Source organism: Capnocytophaga sp. oral taxon 412 str. F0487, assembly GCF_000271925.1.
GTDB classification, from domain to species: Bacteria; Bacteroidota; Bacteroidia; order Flavobacteriales; family Flavobacteriaceae; genus Capnocytophaga; species Capnocytophaga ochracea.
On record NZ_AJZR01000049.1, the window covers coordinates 59,437 to 77,015 of the forward strand.

Below are 17,579 nucleotides of genomic sequence, written 5' to 3' on the forward strand. Positions count from 1 at the left end.
GATATGGAATATAAATATGAAGTAACATTATCTTTTGCAGGAGAAGATAGAGAATATGTAGAAGAAGTTGCGAAAGTTTTAAAAGAAAACAATTTATCTGTTTTTTATGATAAATTTGAAGAGGTAAATTTATGGGGAGAGGACTTAGCTATTTATTTTGAGAGACTTTTTCAAAGAGAATCTAAATATGTAGTTATTTTTATTTCTCAGTATTATCGGCATAAAGAATGGACTAATTATGAGGTTAAAAATGCTTTTTCAAGACAAATAAATGATAAAACAGAAGGATATATTCTCCCTGTAAGATTTGATGACACACAATTAGAAGGACTTAGAAATACAATTGGATATTTAGATGCAAGAAAATTATCTCCAATAAAATTAGCACAAAAGATTTTAGAAAAAGTAAGACGGAAGCATATAACTTCTAGCACTAATAACGAAACAAATAAAGAGAATGAAAAATCTAAAGAACATCATCTGTATAGCACTATTAGCTCAGAGAATGTAGAGATTCGCCTTTATGGTGATTATTAGGTGTTTAATAATTTAATTTATGAACCAAATTATCTATGCTTTAAATTCTTAGAATGCTGTATAAAAAGATACTATAAAGAAATGTTAAATTTATTTGTGTAATTTATAAAAAAGAAATACTTTTGCAGGGTCAAAACTGAAATTATAATAATTATTCATTAACAAAAATGAGAACACATATCAGAAAAGAAGTTTCATCAATTGCTCATCAGCCTGCTGGCTCCGTTGAAGAAACTCGTTTCGAGAAAATCTACAACGTTGTTTTCTCGAACTCAGTAACCGCTTCAATTAGTGTCGCACACGAAATCGCCGACCTTATCAAAAAGAAACAAGCCGAAGGCAAAAAATGCATATTAGGCTTAGCCACTGGCTCCTCTCCAGTAAAAGTTTACGACGAACTCGTGCGTATGCACAAAGAAGAAGGTCTTAGCTTCAAAAACGTAATTACCTTCAACTTAGACGAGTATTATCCAATGGAAAAACAGGATATACAAAGTTATTGGTACTTTATGCACGAGCACCTCTTCAACCATATTGATATTCCTAAGGAAAATATCAATATCCCTGACGGAACAGTACCTCACGACGGATTAGAAGCTTATTGTGCTAATTACGACAAAAAAATCGAAGAATGTGGCGGACTCGATTTCCAACTCCTTGGTATCGGTCGCACCGGTCATATCGGCTTCAACGAACCTGGTTCTAACCGCAATTCTGGTACCCGCATCATCACTCTCGACCACATCACCCGTTCCGATGCTGCCGAAACCTTCCACGGTATCGACAATGTGCCTCGTCAAGCCATTACAATGGGTATCCGCACCGTGTTAAAAGCTCACCGCATCGTATTGCTCGCTTGGGGTAGCAGCAAAGCCTCTATCGTAGCCAAAGCTGTAGAAGGCGATATCACTGCCGAAGTACCTTCAAGCTATCTTCAACTTCACGAAAACACTACTTTTGTATTAGACGAAGAGGCTTCTGCCGATCTTACTCGTATTAAAACCCCTTGGCTCGTTACCGATGTACAATGGAATGAAGATCTCAAAGCTAAAGCTATTGTTTGGCTTTGCGAACATCTTAATAAAACAATCCTCAAACTCACCGATTCCGATTACAACGAGTACGGTATGTCAAAACTCTTGGCTGAATCAGGTCCTGCTTACGATTTGAACATCGCTATGTTCAACCGATTGCAACACACCATTACCGGCTGGCCAGGAGGTAAACCTAATGCCGATGATACCAACCGCCCTGAACGCGAACATCCTCACAAAAAACGCGTGATTATCTTCAGCCCTCACCCCGATGACGACGTGATTTCTATGGGAGGTACTTTCGACCGCTTAGTTTCTCAAGGTCACGAAGTACACATAGCTTACCAAACTTCCGGTAACTTTGCCGTATCCGACCACGAAGCGCTTAAATTCGCCGAAGTATTCAAAGATATAGCTAAAGAAAACAAAACCGAAGTAGCCGTAATCAACGAGATTATTAGCAACATCACCAACAAAAAATCTAACGAAATCGATAGTCTCCTCGTGCGCCAACTCAAAGGTAATATCCGTCGCCACGAATCGTTGGCTGCTACACGTTATGAAGGAGTCCCTGATAACCAAGTACACTTCCTCAACTTGCCTTTCTACGAAACAGGGGGTGTGAAAAAGAACCCTATAGGTGAAGCCGATATCAAAATCATTATGGATTTGATTGAAGAAGTAAAACCTCACCAAATCTATGCTGCTGGTGACCTCGCCGACCCTCACGGTACTCACAAAGTATGTCTTGATGCTATCTTTGCTGCTTTGAAGAATTTGAAACACAAAGATTATATGAAAGACTGCTGGGTATGGTTGTACCGCGGCGCTTGGCACGAATGGGATATCCACGAAATAGAAATGGCTGTACCTATGAGCCCTGCACAAGTACTCAAAAAACGTCAAGCCATCTTCTTCCACCAATCTCAAAAAGACGGTGCTATGTTCCAAGGAGACGACTTGCGTGAGTTCTGGCAACGCGCCGAAGCTCGTAACAGCGAAACCGCTCGTCGTTACCGCAATTTAGGCTTTGCTGACTATGCCGCTATCGAGGCTTTCAAACGTTACTTCTTCTAAGAATTTGATAGGTTTTTATTATAGAAGTAACTTTTCTATAAAGTTTTAAAAGATTGTTTATCAATCTAAAAAAATAATGAGGTTATCTATTATTAGATAGCCTCATTTTATTTAGTGTTTTACCACGAATATTGTCCATTATGTTTTGATAGAATAAACCTTTTGGTTTTTCAGAATCTAATGCTTTTTTGTCTTTGTTCGTTTATCCTATAAACTTTCTATAAGCTAACCCTATTTTTACCATTAATCATCCGACTATTATCATTGCAACAAACTAATAAATGTAGTTAAAATAAAAGCATTAATGAAGTCGATAAAGAAAGCTCCTACCATTGGCACTATCAAGAAGGCTTTGTGTGAAGGTCCAAAACGCTCGGTTACCGACTGCATATTGGCGACTGCCGTAGGGGTGGCACCCATACCAAAACCGCAGTGTCCTGCTGAGAGTACAGCAGCATCGTAGTTGCTACCCATCAGGCGAAAGGTAACAAAATAGGCATAAGAGCACATCACAAAGGTTTGCACTGCCAAAATAATGAGCATCGGGAGGGCTAAATCAAGCAATTGCCAGAGTTTGAGGTTTAAGAGGGCAATGCCTAAAAACAAACTCAGAGAAGCGTTGCCAAACACATCGATAGCGCGGTCGAACATATTTACACTGAAGCCTCTGGTGAGCACATTGCGCAAGAGTACCCCAAAGAACAATGCCCATACAAACTGAGGAATAGTGAATCTCTCTGGGAAAAAGGCAGTTACTGTGGGTGATACCATTATAGCTGAAAACGATAGGCAAGCGGCAAATAGTGCCATAGTTTCTATCGCTGATTTAGAAGTGATGAGGCGTTGTTTAATTGCATTTTCAAAAACTTCTACTACGTTATCGGCTACGGTGTCAGTACTTTGTTTTTCAGTAATAGGCTTTTTTCCTATATTGTTCACTAACTTGTGCGCTATGGGACCACCAATAAGTCCGCCGAGTACCAACCCGAAGGTAGCCGAAGCCATTCCCAGGTCAGTAGCTCCCTTTATACCGTAGTCGGTTTCTAATATTTTACCCCAAGCACCTGCCGTTCCGTGTCCGCCTGTAAGTGTGATAGAGCCCGTGATGAGTCCCATAACAGGGTTTTGCCCCAAAGCACTTGCTAAGCCCACCCCCACAGAGTTCTGTACTACAATAAATAGGGCGACCACCCCTAGGAAAATAATCAGCCCTCTACCACCAGCTTTTAGTCGAGAAAAATCGGCACTCAAACCTATGGACGAAAAGAAAAATAGCATAAAAGCATCTTGCAAGCTGGTATTGAACTCTAAGGAAATGCCCGTGGCAGTATACAGCAGATAGATAAATACTGCTGCTAACAATCCGCCCGCTACAGGTTCGGGTATATTGAAGTTTCTTAAAAATTTAATCTTATGCACTAATAGTCGCCCTACGAGCAACACTATCGTAGCGACTATCAGGGTGTAATAAGGGTCGATGATAATGGTTTTCATATCCATAATAAGCGAGATATAGATTTAATGAGGGGCTAAAAGTACAAAAGATTATTTTACTGAAGAAATAAATAAACAAAAAAAACTGTAAGTAATGAATGTTTACTATCTTTACTCTTAATTTAAAACGATAGCTTGTGATAGAACTAATTAGTTTTCTTCTTATACTTATAGAGGCGTTTCTGCTATTCATTTATTTTGTTTATGTAGAAATAGAAAGTTTTGTTAGCAAGAAAAGATAAAAAGTATTACTTTTGTCGCTCAAAAAGAATAACACTCATTTACCGATGAAAAAATATATTGATACAGGAAAAAAAGACACCCGAAGTGGTTTCGGGGCAGGACTTGCTGAGTTAGGACGTAAGAACCCTAATGTAGTTGCTCTTTGTGCCGATTTGATTGGCTCATTGAAGATGGAAAAATTTATCGAGGAGAACCCTACGCGCTTCTTTCAAATAGGTATTGCTGAGGCAAATATGATGGGTATTGCTGCTGGGCTTGCTATTGGGGGTAAAATACCTTTTACAGGCACCTTTGCAGCTTTCTCTACAGGGCGTGTGTATGACCAAATACGCCAGTCGATAGCTTATTCAAATAAAAACGTAAAAATTTGTGCCTCTCACGCTGGGCTTACTCTCGGAGAAGATGGAGCTACCCATCAAATATTAGAAGATATTGGTTTGATGAAAATGCTTCCTAATATGGTAGTTATCAATCCTTGTGATTACAATCAAACGAAAGCTGCTACTATTGCCATTGCTGATTATGTAGGTCCTGTTTACCTGCGTTTCGGTCGTCCTACGGTAGCAAATTTTACTCCTGAAGACCAAACCTTTGAAATAGGAAAAGGTATTTTGTTAAACGAAGGGAAGGACGTTACTATTATCGCTACAGGGCATTTGGTATGGGAAGCTCTTTTGGCTTGTGAGGAATTGGAGCAAAAAGGTATTTCAGCAGAAGTTATCGATATCCACACTATTAAACCGTTAGACGAAGAGCTTATTCTTACTTCAGTAAAGAAAACTAAAGCAGTAGTAACTTGTGAAGAGCATAATTACTATGGTGGATTAGGTGAGAGCATAGCTCGTGTGCTTACACAGCGTTATCCTGTTCCACAGGAATTTGTGGCTGTAAACGACACCTTTGGTGAAAGTGGAACTCCTGCTCAGCTAATGCAAAAGTACGGTTTAGATAAAGAAGGTATTTTGAAAGCTGTTGAGAAAGTACTCAAAAGAAAAACTACCCATTAAGGAAAGATGAAATAACTACTATTTTATTTGTAAAACAGATAAAAAGCAAATTGTTTATGATAGATTATTTACAAACCAAGAATCCTTATTTTAATACCTCTGGACTTACCTCATCAGAGGCTAACTATGTGTGTGAACGTATCAAAGAACGACTCAAACCCATTCAAGACCTTGTTAATACTATTGAAACTCATACTTCCAGTATTGATGGGGAGCCTTTGGATAACTTTGTGAAAGTAGATGATATCGGAGGTAAGCTCACTGAAATAGGGTCGCTATATGCAATCTCAGCTTATTTGCGTACGGCAATTAAGGAAAAGGAAGCCCGATTAGATACGCTAACAAAAAAGCTAACTAATATACAGCTTGAAGCAGAAGCTGAAGTAAAACCAATTGACTATGAACAGCTCAATCGCCTTAAAGAGGTTACCATAGAGGATTACCTCAAAACTTTATCACTTGAAGAGGTAGTACGATATAAGGAGGCTGAAGCTAAAGCTGCCCACATCGGGAAGTATATTCATAATTTTGATGAGGTGCGCACAAATCTCAGTAAGAAAGAACTTATTACCTTAAAGCAAGTAGGTGAGCAGGTATTTAAAGTAAAGAATGTACCTCTGTATGACCTCGCTGAGCTACAAAAACTGCAAGAACAGCTATTAGCTCAGCATCGTGAGGTTGAAAGTGAAGTAAACTTTTATAAGGCTCAGTTCCGTACGTTCCAGAATAACGCTCAATTGCAATATGAACAAGAACTTCAAAGGTTGCAACAAGAACGTCAGAAAAAGGTAACTGCTCTGGTAGTAGAAAGAACAGCCGAATTGATGAAAATAAAGGAAACGGTTGCAGGTTTTAGAATCGTAGTGCCTAACAGTTATAAAAATACTATTGAGCACCTTTTAAAAAAATAGGGTTTGGTGCGGTGTAAAATAGTTGACCTATAACAGATTTACATCATACCAATTTAGAAAGCTACAAAACGGATTTTTCATAAGATAGCAAACACACTCATTGACATTTCGCTCTATACCCAAACAGTTTTTAATAAGGGGAATGTGTGTTACTCCCGCTGATGTTTATCACATCATAATTAAAACTTTGCTATAGTCTTTGCCTTTGTGGGTATAGAGGTCTTGAACTTAAACATTGCCATCGACTGCGTTCCGTTTTGTAGCTTTCACTTTTATAAAAGGATAATAAGTAGCTTATGTTCTGATAAAACCATATAATTCACAATACAATATGATAGAAGTAACACAACAAAAGATTGAAGAACTCGCTCCTAATGCCGAAGCAGCTAAAAAAGGGCGAGATTTACAAAAGAAAGGAAAATTTACTAATCTAAAAATCAATGCTGAAAAGAACCTTATATGGGGTGAATGTGCAGGAAGTGGTAAAAATCCTTATTATTGCTCAGCTGACTATATAGATAGCCATAACCCAGTGTTTCGTTGCAATTGCCCTAGCCGTCAGTTTCCTTGCAAACACGCTATTGGTTTATTGTATTGCTTTGAGGCAGATAAGAGTCAATTTAGTGAAGGTGAGGTGCCAGAAGATATTACTACTAAGCGTGAAAAGATAGAGAAAAGACAGGAAAAGAAAACTCAAGAAAAAGAGTCTATCAAAGAGAAAGCTGAGAAACCTAAGAAGGTAAATAAAGTGGCTTTTGTTAAGAAAATAGACACTCAGCTTATAGGTATTGATACAGCTCAGAAACTTTTGCGCGATATAGTCAGTACAGGACTTTCTTCAATAGATGCAAAATTACGCGCCACCCTTAGAACTCAAATAAAAGAATTAGGCAACTACTATATAGGCGGTATACAAACGGCTTTCAATAACCTGCTTTTGTCACTTGAAGAAGTAGAAGAGGAAGAATATACAGAGGTAGTAAATAACTTAAATTATCTTTCAGCTTTACTGAAAAAAGCCTCTGAATATCTAAGAGCCCGCAAAGAGGATCCAGAAGGGTTACCTGAACTATCCTCAGCTATTGAAGAGCAAATAGGCTATGTATGGAAGTTAGTAGAGCTAATGCAATATGGACTTTATGAGGAAAATGCAAGCCTTGTACAGCTTTCGTTCAACAGTTATGACAATGAAGCGCGCAAAGAATATGTAGACGAAGGATTATGGCTTAACCTAACTACAGGCAAGATATTCAAGACGATGAATTATCGTCCTTACAAGGCAGCAAAGTACATCAAGGAAGAGAACACTATGTTTGGTGTTTTACAACTGAAAGACTTATATATTTACCCTGGCGATACCAATCCTCGTATTCGTTGGGAAGCTGACAGTATAACGGAACGTCCTCTACAAAAAACAGACCTTACTACCATTAAGCAATGGGCATCGACTCAGTTTGCTGATACTATCAAGAGTGTAAAGAACACTATAAAAAATCCACTGATGGACAAGCATCCAGTAGTACTTTTGGCACTGCATAAAGCTTATAGAGTAGGGGAGGATTTGGTTGTAGAAGATGCCAATGGTTTTGCTATCACCTTGAAAGATATAGGAGAAGGGGCTGTATCGCCAACGGGCAATCTGAAAGCTTTTTTGCCCTCCAACGCCGAAGGGCTCACCCTCACAGCAATGATGCATAATGATGTAGCTAGTGGACTTTTGTCTGCTCAGCCAATGTCGCTCATTACCCCTGATAAAATTATCCGTTTATTATATTAGCATATTAGATATGAAACCTTTATACGATTTACAACAAGAACTTAACCGCCTGTTTATAGCAGGAAGTAAGTTTGCTAAAAATGACCCTCGCTTGCAGAAGTACATTCCTATACTGAAGAAATTGGGAGAAAAGGCTCCGGTATTTAATAAATTAGCCCAAGAAATAGAAGCATTGCTACAAGTTGAAAGCCAGCAATCTGCCGAAAAGCTATTAAATGTTTCTACTTTGCTCTATTCGGTGCTCTATACACAAGGCGTTACTATACAAGCAGAAGCTACCAAAGCCCTACAAGAACCCAATGTATCTATAGCCGATGTAAATACAACCTATTCGTATTTACAACTGAAACCTGTATTGCAAGCTCTTACCCATAGTAACTCAGGACGTTTAGAAGTACTTAAAGACGCTTTTGAACGTGGTATATTTAAAGATTCTCGTACCTTTGGTTATTTGAGCTATGCCTTGGCTGATAAGTATACTGAACTCGCCGATTATGTACTCCAAACTATTATTCCCACTTGTGGTCAAGCAATGCTCCCTTTCCTGCTATCGGATTTTCGTTTAGAGGATAGGACTGAAAACGTACGCCGTTTGCGATTATTATACCAGCTAAAGTATACCGAAACCGATAGCTTGATAGATAAAGTATTTGCTGAGGACTTGCCAAATCTTCAAGCTGAAGCCATTGATATTTTGGCTGAGAAGAAAAATGAAAAGACAGAAGACTTTATCATCAGTTTAGCAAGCGATAAGAATAAAGTGGTACGAGGAGCAGCTTATAAGGCATTGGCTAAACTCGGTACGAAACGCAGTATTGATAAGCTTTACGAATTGTACAGCACTAACAAACAGAGAGGAAATGCGGAACTCTTAGCAAATGCTATTGCTACAGTTCCGCTACCCTCGCACTATCAACCATTCGTTCAAAAAGTACGTGAACGTTTTGAAGCATTACTTGCAATGGATGAAACTGATGAGAAAGCAGTAGTAGCCGTATTTGACCGATTGCCTATAGAGTTAGAAGTGTTAAAGTACAAAGATTATCCTGAGACTTATGTACTTTTGGGAGATATTTTGAGCAATAAGCAATTTAACACGATGGCAAAGAAGCGTTCGGCAAGCAATTACTTCATTTCTCCTAGTTTAAATGAAGTACTGAATACTTTCGATAATAACAAGGTTTTAGCTTTCTACGAACAACACGCTACTGATATTTTTACGAATACTTGGACATCAGTACTTGCTACGGACTATTTCTATCGGACTTTAGATAGCAAGGGACACTTTAGCAAGGAGAAAATATACGAGGTTTTTGCTCCACAGTTTAATAAAGCTATCATAGCAGATAATATAATAGAAGCGCTAGCAGGTACAGCTTATAGCTATAACAACTATGGTGAGAGGTATTTTGATAGAGAGGCTCTTACAAAAGAAGAGCTAGATCCTCGTTGGGCTGATTTGCTTTGCAATTATTTGGCAAGTTTAAAAGAAGACACCACCTACAATATAGATGCACTCGATATTCTCGACCGTATAGAAGAAGATAGTGAACGTGTAAATTACCTAATTACTAAAGCTCTTGTTAAAAAAACAGCGTACGCCATAGAACGAATCTACCGCTTAATCATAAAGCGCAATATACCAAACAAGTTTGATGTGCTATATGAGTCGTTGGCAAAATTGCCTAAGAACAATCAGTATTACTATCGCAATATAGTAGAAGATAAAGAGTTTTGGAAGCTTTTTCCCAAAGAATACGCTTCGAAATTCCGTGAATTACACGAAAAAACAAAATTCGATATCTTTACAGAAATAGCAGAAGAGATAGAAAGAGGATAACAAAAAGGGTGTGATAAAAACACAAATGAATGATTAATGGTTAATGATTAATGGTTAATGGTTAGTGATTAGTAGTGAATTAGAAAGATTTTTATGCAAAGCTTATAAGATAGACGGTGCGAGTTACACGGTCAGTCGTAGCACGACAGGCAGATAATGAAATGACGAACAAATGACGAACAAATGACGAACAAATGACGAACAAATGACGAACAAATGACGGTGCGAGCCGCACGGGCAGATAAATAAATGACGAAGGAAAGACAAACAAATGACGGTGCGAGCCGCACAGGCAGATAAATAAATGACGAAGGAAAGACAAACAAATGACGGTGCGAGCCGCACGGGCAAACGAACATATGATGAACAATAAATATATCTAAGATCAACTTAGACTCTATCTAAGATGAAATTTAGTTATTATTTTAGTTATATATAATTTTCTTTAATTGAAAAGTTGTATCTTTGCTAAAACTTTAAATGAAATGAGAACACTCTTTTTACTTGCTTCAACACTCCTTTTTCTCACAGTTGAAGCACAACGCCCTAATATAGTAGTTTTTATAGTAGACGATATGGGATGGGAAGACACTTCTTTGCCTTTTTGGAGTGAACGTGTTCCTAATAACGATATTTATCACACGCCTAATATGGAGCGATTGGCTTCGCGAGGGGTGCAGCTTACGCAAGGTTATGCGGCGTCAATTTGTTCGCCCAGCAGAGTGAGTTTGCTTACCGGTAGCAATGCGGCGCGTCACCGTGTTACTAACTGGACGTTGCACTACAATACCCCTACCGATGTGGAAGATACCGTGCTCACACCACCCGATTGGAATGTGAATGGTATTTCACCCATACCTAATGTACCTCACGCTTATTATGCTAAAACGCTTCCTCAGTTATTAAAAGAAGCTGGTTACTACACTATTTGCATAGGAAAAGCACACTTTGGGGCAACTCAAACCTTAGGGGCTAATCCGTTGAATTTAGGATTTGAGAAGAATATTGCAGGGCACGCAGGAGGAGGACCTGCAAGCTATTCAGGGCTTACTAATTTTGGTAATCGTACTGATGGACAACCTTCGTCGGCTTTTGCGATTCCTGACCTCGAAAAATATTGGGGGAAAGATATTTCGGTAACTGAAGCACTTACGTTAGAAGCACTTGAAACATTAGATAACCGACCTAAAGACCGTCCGTTTTTTCTCTATCTCTCACATTATGCAGTGCATATTCCTATTGAGGAAGATAAGCGTTTCAGTGCTAAATATCAGCATTTAAACCCTATTGAAACACGTTATGCCTCGATGATAGAAGCTATGGACAAGAGTTTGGGTGATGTGTTGGATTACCTCAAAGCACATCAGTTAGAAAATGATACTTTTATTTTGTTTCTATCGGACAACGGAGGGCTGAGTGCCGTAGGTCGTGGTGGGAAGCCTAATACACATAATTATCCGCTACAAGCAGGTAAAGGCTCGGCTTATGAAGGAGGTGTGCGTATTCCTATGATAGCCTCTTGGCAAGGGCAACTACCCACAAATAAGCGCACGGAGCAACCTCTAATTATAGAAGATGTATTTCCGACGCTTTTGGAAGTGGCGAAGATAAGAGACTATAAAGTACCTCAAAAGGTAGATGGGAAAAGTTTTTTGGCGACCTTAAAAGGTAAAAGAGTAGGAGAGGAGCACCGTTGCTTTTATTGGCATTGTCCTAACAATTGGTATACAGTAGAAGGCTATGGTTATGGAGCTTCGAGTGCTATAAGGCAAGGCGATTGGAAATTAGTATATATGCACAAAACAGGTGAAAAACAGTTGTTCAATATTAAAGAAGATATAAGCGAAGCTCATAACTTAATTAAGCAGTACCCTCGTAAGACAAAGCAACTCACAAAAAAATTGCGCCATTACCTCAAAGAAGTAAAGGCGCAGATGCCTATGAATAAAGAGACAGGGAAAATAGTTCCCTTACCTTAATCTTCGTCCTCTAAACCGAGTTCTCTCGCTGATATTTCACGCATTTCTACCTTGCGTATTTTACCCGAGATAGTCATCGGGAACTCTTCTACAAATTTCCAATAACGAGGCACTTTATAATGAGCAATACGCCCTTTGCAGAAGTCGTGGAGTTCTTCTTCGGTGAGGGTAACCCCTTCTTTAGGTTTAATCCAAGCCATAACTTCTTCGCCGTATTTTTTGCTAGGGACACCAATTACTTGCGCGTCCATTACTCCTTTATAGGTATAGAGGAAGTCTTCTATTTCTTTAGGAGAGATATTCTCACCTCCGCGAATAATCAAATCTTTAATGCGACCTGAGATATGAATATAGCCATCCTCGTCCATCATAGCCAAATCGCCAGAGTGCATCCAGCGTTGTTCGTCTATCACCTGCTGTGTAGCCTGCGGACTGTTCCAATACTTCAACATTACTGAATAGCCACGGGTGCATAGCTCACCGTTCTCACCTCGTTTGACGATAGCTTTGGTCTCAGGATTGATAATCTTAATCTCTAAGTGGTCGTGAATAGTTCCTACCGAGTAGATTTGTTTCTCGAAAGGTGCTCCTATTTTAGTTTGTGTAGAGACAGGTGAAGTTTCTGTCATACCGTAGCAAATAGTTATTTCGTGCATATTCATTTGCTCTTTTACACGTTTCATAATTTCAGGAGGACACAAAGCTCCTGCCATTACCCCTGTACGCAGACTTGATAAATCATAAGGTTGTTTGTCTAATACATACAGTTCTGAGATGAACATCGTAGGCACACCATAAAGCGAAGTACATTTTTCTTTCTCTACAGCTTCAAGTGTTTTAGTAGCATCGAAACTATCATTAGGGATTACCATAGTAGCACCGTGCGTTGTGCAGGCAATATTGCCGATTACCATTCCGAAACAGTGGTAAAAAGGTACAGGAATACACACTCTATCTTTTTCGGTATAATTCATTCGGATACCTATAAAATAACCGTTATTGAGGATATTGTGGTGAGAAAGTGTAACGCCTTTGGGGTTGCCCGTAGTTCCTGAAGTATATTGTATATTTACGGGGTCATCAAACTGCACTCTCTCTTCAAAAGAAAGTAGTTTCTCGTCAGTGACTTTTTCACCGTGTGCTAAGAAATGTTGCCAGCCCTCTCCCCAATACACTTCTTTACGCAAAGTTTCAGTGAACTCACGCGCATCATCTATCATCTTTTTATAATTACTACTTTTAAACTGAGGGGCAGCAAAGATGTATGATATCCCTGATTGATTGATTACATAAATCAGTTCGCTGGTACGATAAGCAGGATTGATATTCACCATTATCGCTCCTATTTTGGCTGTGGCATACTGCAAGAGCGTCCACTCATAGCAATTAGGCGACCAAATACCTACCCTATCGCCTTGTTTCACACCTAAGGCGATAAGCCCTTTGGCTACAGCCGTTACTTGTGCATAAAACTCGGTATAAGTAACTCGGTAGTCCTGGTGTACGGATATAAGCGCTTCCTTATTAGGGTATTTTTCCACTGTTTTACGAAGGTTTTGGTCGATAGTCTCCCCTATAAGAGAGATATTGGAAGCTCCGTAGGTGTAAGCTAAGTTTTTATTCATAAGGATTATTTTAAGTTATTCTTTTGTTATTTCAGTAAGTCAGGTCGTTTGGCTTTGGTATGCTCATAAGCCATATTTTCCCGCCATTGTTCTATTTTAGGGGTATTGCCACTGGTAAGAATTTCGGGTACTTCCCAACCCTTGTAGTTAGCAGGACGTGTATAGACTGGTGGAGCCAACAAATTGTCTTGAAACGAATCGGTAAGGGCTGAAGTTTCATCGGAGAGGACACCAGGGATGAGGCGAATAATTGCATCGCAGAGCACCGCTGCACCTAATTCTCCACCTGAAAGCACATAGTCACCTATCGATATTTCTTTGGTGATAAAGTGGTCGCGTACGCGCTGGTCTACCCCTTTAAAGTGCCCACACAAGATGATAAGATTTTTAGCCAATGAGAGTTGGTTGGCAATTTTTTGTTGTAGTGTATCGCCATCAGGGGTGAGGAATATCACCTCGTCATAATCTCTTTCAGCTTTAAGAGTTGAAATACACTTATCGATAGGCTCTATCATCAGCACCATACCTGCCCCTCCCCCAAACTGATAGTCATCTACTTGTCGGTAGGCATTATTGGCATAGTCGTGCAGGTTGTGAAAATGTACTTCTACTAATTTTTTATCAATCGCACGCTTTATAATAGAGTAGCCAAAAGGACTCTCCATTAGTTCAGGAACAACCGATATAATATCAATACGCATCAGTCTAACGATGTTTGTTTATTTCGTCTTGCAACTGGCGACGCACTTTCTGTTCGCGTTCAATAGCTGCTTTGCGATAGCTCTCGTATTCCTCTTGTAATTCTGATAATTGATGAAGAGACTTTCTTGTAACAATATTTCCGTTAGAGTATTTGTAAATATACAGCACTAATAGAACTCCTAAAGCAATAATAATTCCCCACATAATGGTATTGTATAAGCCTTTGGATAACAAAGCTCCAAACAGATTCATACTATCTTTCTCATTGCGGGTCTGGTCTAAGGTAGTTTGTAAAGAGGCTATATTATCATTTAGTGTCTTAATAGTTTCTTCGTGAGTTTTTACTTTTCCCTTTTCAGCCGCGAGGCGTGATTTTATATTATTCACACTGTCTGCCATACTGCGTTGAAAGCTGGCAAGCTTAACTTTGTCAAACATTTTGTAGTTTTGCCAAGACCCTGCTCTGTCTATCATACGTTGGAACTGTTCGGGTAGGCTGGTAGGCTTTGGTTCTTCAGGTTGTACTTCTACAGTAGTTGAAGCAGTTTTCTGTGAACTAAATGAAGTTGTTGTCGCATCTTGTGCTTTAATTGATACACCAGAAAAGGCACTAAGTGCCATCATTATTATTAGTTTTTTCATATAACTTATATTTTAAATTAATAATTGAGGTTACAATGTTTTCATTATCTTCATAAAATCGTCTACAATGGTGGCTCCTTTGTCCTGGTTGTACCATTTTTGTAGTTCTTCTTTGAATTCAGGGGTTAGTTTACCATTCTTAGCCTTCTCTTCTTCTACCATTTTAGTAGCTACTGACGGACGAGAGCCCCAATGTGCTAATACCTTATCTTCTAAGTCTAAAAACACTACTACAGGAATGGCTTTGCCTCCATTGGTAAGAAAAAGATTCATCAGCTCTTCATTCTCATCTCTAAAAACAAGTTTCATAGTGATTTTAGGGTTGAGGGTCGCTATTTTATGTACTACGGGTACAATTTGAGCCGCATCAGCACACCAACTTTCGATAATCACTAATAAACAAACACTCTTAGGGTAGTTTACAAAGAATTGAGCCTTATCTTCAGGTATTTCTATGGTCTTATCTAAGCGTTTGTAGCGTTTTTGGTTTAAAGCAGTGTAATATATGCGTTCTTCGGTTTGTTCTTCTCCGCTCGATTTTCCTTCTGTTGCATACTTGTCTATCAGGTTGCGATAGGTCTCGTAAGAAATAGCTTTTAGGAGACTATTGCGAATGATTTGTGTTGTATCCATATTCAATTAATTAACAATTAAAAGGTAAGGCACGAGCGACAAGCCCGCACCTGCCTTTATAATTTAAGAAGCTATTTGCAAAGCTGATTTGTTCAGTTTTTCCTCAGCGTATTCTTTGGTTATTGTCAGTTCTTTTACGCCTGAATTAGGAAGCTCAAACATCGCATCAGTGAGTATATTCTCGCATAGCGAACGCAAACCACGTGCGCCGAGTTTATACTCTAAGGCTTTCTCAACGATAAAGTCGAGCGCTTCTTCTGTTATATCAAATTTAATGCCATCCATCTCAAAGAGTTTTTTATACTGTTTGATGATGGCATTCTTAGGTTCGGTAAGAATCATACGCAAAGTGTGTTTATCTAATGGATTCATATAGGTAAGCACCGGCAAACGACCTATAATCTCGGGTATCAAACCGAAGTCTTTTAGGTCTTTGGGTATGATGTATTGCACCAAGTTTTTCCTATCTACTTGTGTATTTTTAGACGAGTTGTAACCCACCGCTTGCATATTCAGGCGTTTAGAAATAACACGCTCAATGCCATCGAAAGCTCCTCCGGCAATAAACAAGATGTGTTCGGTGTTTACTTCTATATACTTCTGATCGGGGTGCTTGCGTCCGCCCTTAGGAGGTACGTTCACCACAGAGCCTTCGAGGAGTTTTAGCAGTGCTTGTTGTACCCCTTCGCCCGATACGTCACGAGTGATAGAGGGATTGTCGCTCTTGCGAGCAATCTTGTCGATTTCGTCTATGAACACGATACCTCTTTCAGCTTTTTCCACATCGTAGTCAGCAGCTTGTAACAGGCGTGAGAGAATACTCTCTACATCTTCACCTACATAGCCTGCCTCAGTGAGTACTGTAGCGTCTACAATGGCAATAGGCACATTTAGCATCTTAGCAATGGTGCGTGCTACTAAGGTTTTACCTGTACCCGTTTCGCCTACCATTATCACGTTACTCTTTTGTATTTCCACTTCATCGTCAGCATCGGGTTGTTGCAAACGCTTGTAGTGATTGTATACCGCCACCGAGAGTATTTTTTTAGTAAAGTCCTGACCTATTACATACTGGTCGAGGAATTTTTTAATCTCTTGTGGGGTTTTCAGGGTCATATCACCCGATACTACAGGCTTCCCTTTTTGAGCTTTAGCACCGAATGCCTCTTCTATAATGATATTAGCTTGTTCAACGCAATAGTTGCATATATTACCAGCCATACCGCGAATTAGCATCTCGGTTTCGGGTTCTGCACGACCGCAGAATGAACAATATTCTACTTCTTTTTTAGCCATTATTTTCTTTCTAACACTTCGTCTATCATACCATACTCTTTAGCTTCGCGTGCTATCATCCAGTAGTCGCGTTCTGAGTCTTTATACACTTTAGCAAAAGGTTGCTTAGAGTGCTTGGCAATGATTTCGTAGAGTTCGTTTTTGAGTTTCAACATTTCTTTTAGATTTATTTCCATATCGCTGGCTACCCCTTGTGCTCCTCCCGAAGGTTGGTGAATCATCACACGAGAGTGTGGCAATGCCGAGCGTTTGCCCTCAGTTCCAGCACATAGCAATACGGCAGCCATCGAAGCAGCAATACCGGTGCAGATAGTAGCCACATCAGGTTTTATAAACTGCATCGTATCGTAAATGCCTAAGCCGGCATACACGCTACCCCCTGGCGAATTGATATAGATTTGAATATCTTTAGCGCTATCCACACTTTCCAAGAAAAGCAATTGCGCAGTAACAATATTCGCTATTTGGTCATTTACATCGGTGCCCAAGAAGATGATTCTATCCATCATCAAGCGCGAAAATACGTCCATTTGGGCTACATTCAGCTGGCGTTCCTCCATAATGTAAGGGGTCATACTGCCGATAATCTTATCGTAGTAAAGGCTATTTACACCGTGCTGTTTAGTAGCATATTTTTTAAATTCGTCTGATAAATTCACTTTTTTAATGATTAATTGTTAATAACTAAAGGTTATCTTTTTAGGAAGTATGGTTAGATAATGATTAACAGACTTCTACAAAATATCAAACTTTGTCTAAGTGTAGCTGTTTTTACCTTTTAT

The 17,579-nt window shown here is 39.3% G+C and carries 14 protein-coding genes; 7 read left to right on the plus strand and 7 right to left on the minus strand.

Going from position 1 to position 17,579, the window contains the following annotated elements:
* Positions 1 to 3: 3 nt before the first annotated feature.
* On the plus strand, positions 4 to 537 hold the full coding sequence (locus tag HMPREF1321_RS08135) for a TIR domain-containing protein (RefSeq protein WP_009422157.1): 534 nt from the start codon (positions 4 to 6) through the stop codon (positions 535 to 537).
* Between the two features lie 167 nt (positions 538 to 704).
* Complete coding sequence (gene nagB / locus HMPREF1321_RS08140) at positions 705 to 2,648, plus strand: glucosamine-6-phosphate deaminase (protein WP_009422187.1); 1,944 nt, start codon at positions 705 to 707, stop codon at positions 2,646 to 2,648.
* 261 nt (positions 2,649 to 2,909) lie between these two features.
* On the opposite strand, the gene gltS is transcribed toward nagB, so the two are convergent.
* Positions 2,910 to 4,148: a sodium/glutamate symporter gene (gltS, locus tag HMPREF1321_RS08145; protein WP_009422176.1), complete on the minus strand. Its 1,239-nt coding sequence runs from the start codon at positions 4,146 to 4,148 to the stop codon at positions 2,910 to 2,912.
* Positions 4,149 to 4,429: 281 nt separating this feature from the next.
* Here gltS and HMPREF1321_RS08150 point away from each other — a divergent pair, with 281 nt between their 5' ends.
* From HMPREF1321_RS08150 to HMPREF1321_RS08170, 5 genes are all read left to right on the plus strand, one after another.
* Entirely contained in the window at positions 4,430 to 5,392 is a 963-nt protein-coding gene (locus HMPREF1321_RS08150) for a transketolase family protein (protein ID WP_034553797.1), read from the plus strand.
* A 56-nt stretch (positions 5,393 to 5,448) separates the two neighbouring features.
* A complete protein-coding gene (locus HMPREF1321_RS08155) occupies positions 5,449 to 6,303 on the plus strand; it encodes a hypothetical protein (protein WP_009422200.1) in 855 nt (284 codons plus the stop codon).
* 331 nt (positions 6,304 to 6,634) lie between these two features.
* Complete coding sequence (locus HMPREF1321_RS08160) at positions 6,635 to 8,080, plus strand: SWIM zinc finger family protein (RefSeq protein WP_009422170.1); 1,446 nt, start codon at positions 6,635 to 6,637, stop codon at positions 8,078 to 8,080.
* Between the two features lie 10 nt (positions 8,081 to 8,090).
* On the plus strand, positions 8,091 to 9,920 hold the full coding sequence (locus HMPREF1321_RS08165; RefSeq protein WP_009422149.1) for a HEAT repeat domain-containing protein: 1,830 nt from the start codon (positions 8,091 to 8,093) through the stop codon (positions 9,918 to 9,920).
* Positions 9,921 to 10,405: 485 nt separating this feature from the next.
* Positions 10,406 to 11,899, plus strand: a complete 1,494-nt coding sequence (locus HMPREF1321_RS08170) for a sulfatase (protein WP_009422190.1) — start codon at positions 10,406 to 10,408, stop codon at positions 11,897 to 11,899.
* Here HMPREF1321_RS08170 and HMPREF1321_RS08175 read toward each other — a convergent pair.
* The 6 genes from HMPREF1321_RS08175 to clpP form a co-directional block, all read right to left on the minus strand.
* Complete coding sequence (locus HMPREF1321_RS08175; RefSeq protein ID WP_009422193.1) at positions 11,896 to 13,524, minus strand: AMP-binding protein; 1,629 nt, start codon at positions 13,522 to 13,524, stop codon at positions 11,896 to 11,898. The two genes, HMPREF1321_RS08170 and HMPREF1321_RS08175, sit on opposite strands and share 4 nt — an antisense overlap.
* Before the next feature lie 26 nt (positions 13,525 to 13,550).
* Positions 13,551 to 14,225 (minus strand): tRNA (guanosine(37)-N1)-methyltransferase TrmD, encoded by a 675-nt coding sequence (gene trmD / locus HMPREF1321_RS08180; protein WP_009422138.1) that lies wholly within the window; start codon positions 14,223 to 14,225, stop codon positions 13,551 to 13,553.
* A gap of 4 nt (positions 14,226 to 14,229) precedes the next feature.
* Positions 14,230 to 14,868 (minus strand): hypothetical protein, encoded by a 639-nt coding sequence (locus HMPREF1321_RS08185; protein ID WP_002672221.1) that lies wholly within the window; start codon positions 14,866 to 14,868, stop codon positions 14,230 to 14,232.
* Positions 14,869 to 14,898: 30 nt separating this feature from the next.
* Positions 14,899 to 15,501 carry a thioredoxin family protein gene (locus HMPREF1321_RS08190; protein WP_009422161.1) on the minus strand — a complete coding sequence of 201 codons (603 nt, stop codon included), beginning with the start codon at positions 15,499 to 15,501 and terminating at the stop codon, positions 14,899 to 14,901.
* Between the two features lie 63 nt (positions 15,502 to 15,564).
* Complete coding sequence (gene clpX / locus HMPREF1321_RS08195; RefSeq protein WP_009422127.1) at positions 15,565 to 16,797, minus strand: ATP-dependent Clp protease ATP-binding subunit ClpX; 1,233 nt, start codon at positions 16,795 to 16,797, stop codon at positions 15,565 to 15,567.
* A complete protein-coding gene (gene clpP, locus HMPREF1321_RS08200; RefSeq protein ID WP_009422162.1) occupies positions 16,797 to 17,456 on the minus strand; it encodes an ATP-dependent Clp endopeptidase proteolytic subunit ClpP in 660 nt (219 codons plus the stop codon). Before clpP ends, clpX begins: the two co-directional genes overlap by 1 nt.
* Between the last annotated feature and the right edge of the window lie 123 nt (positions 17,457 to 17,579).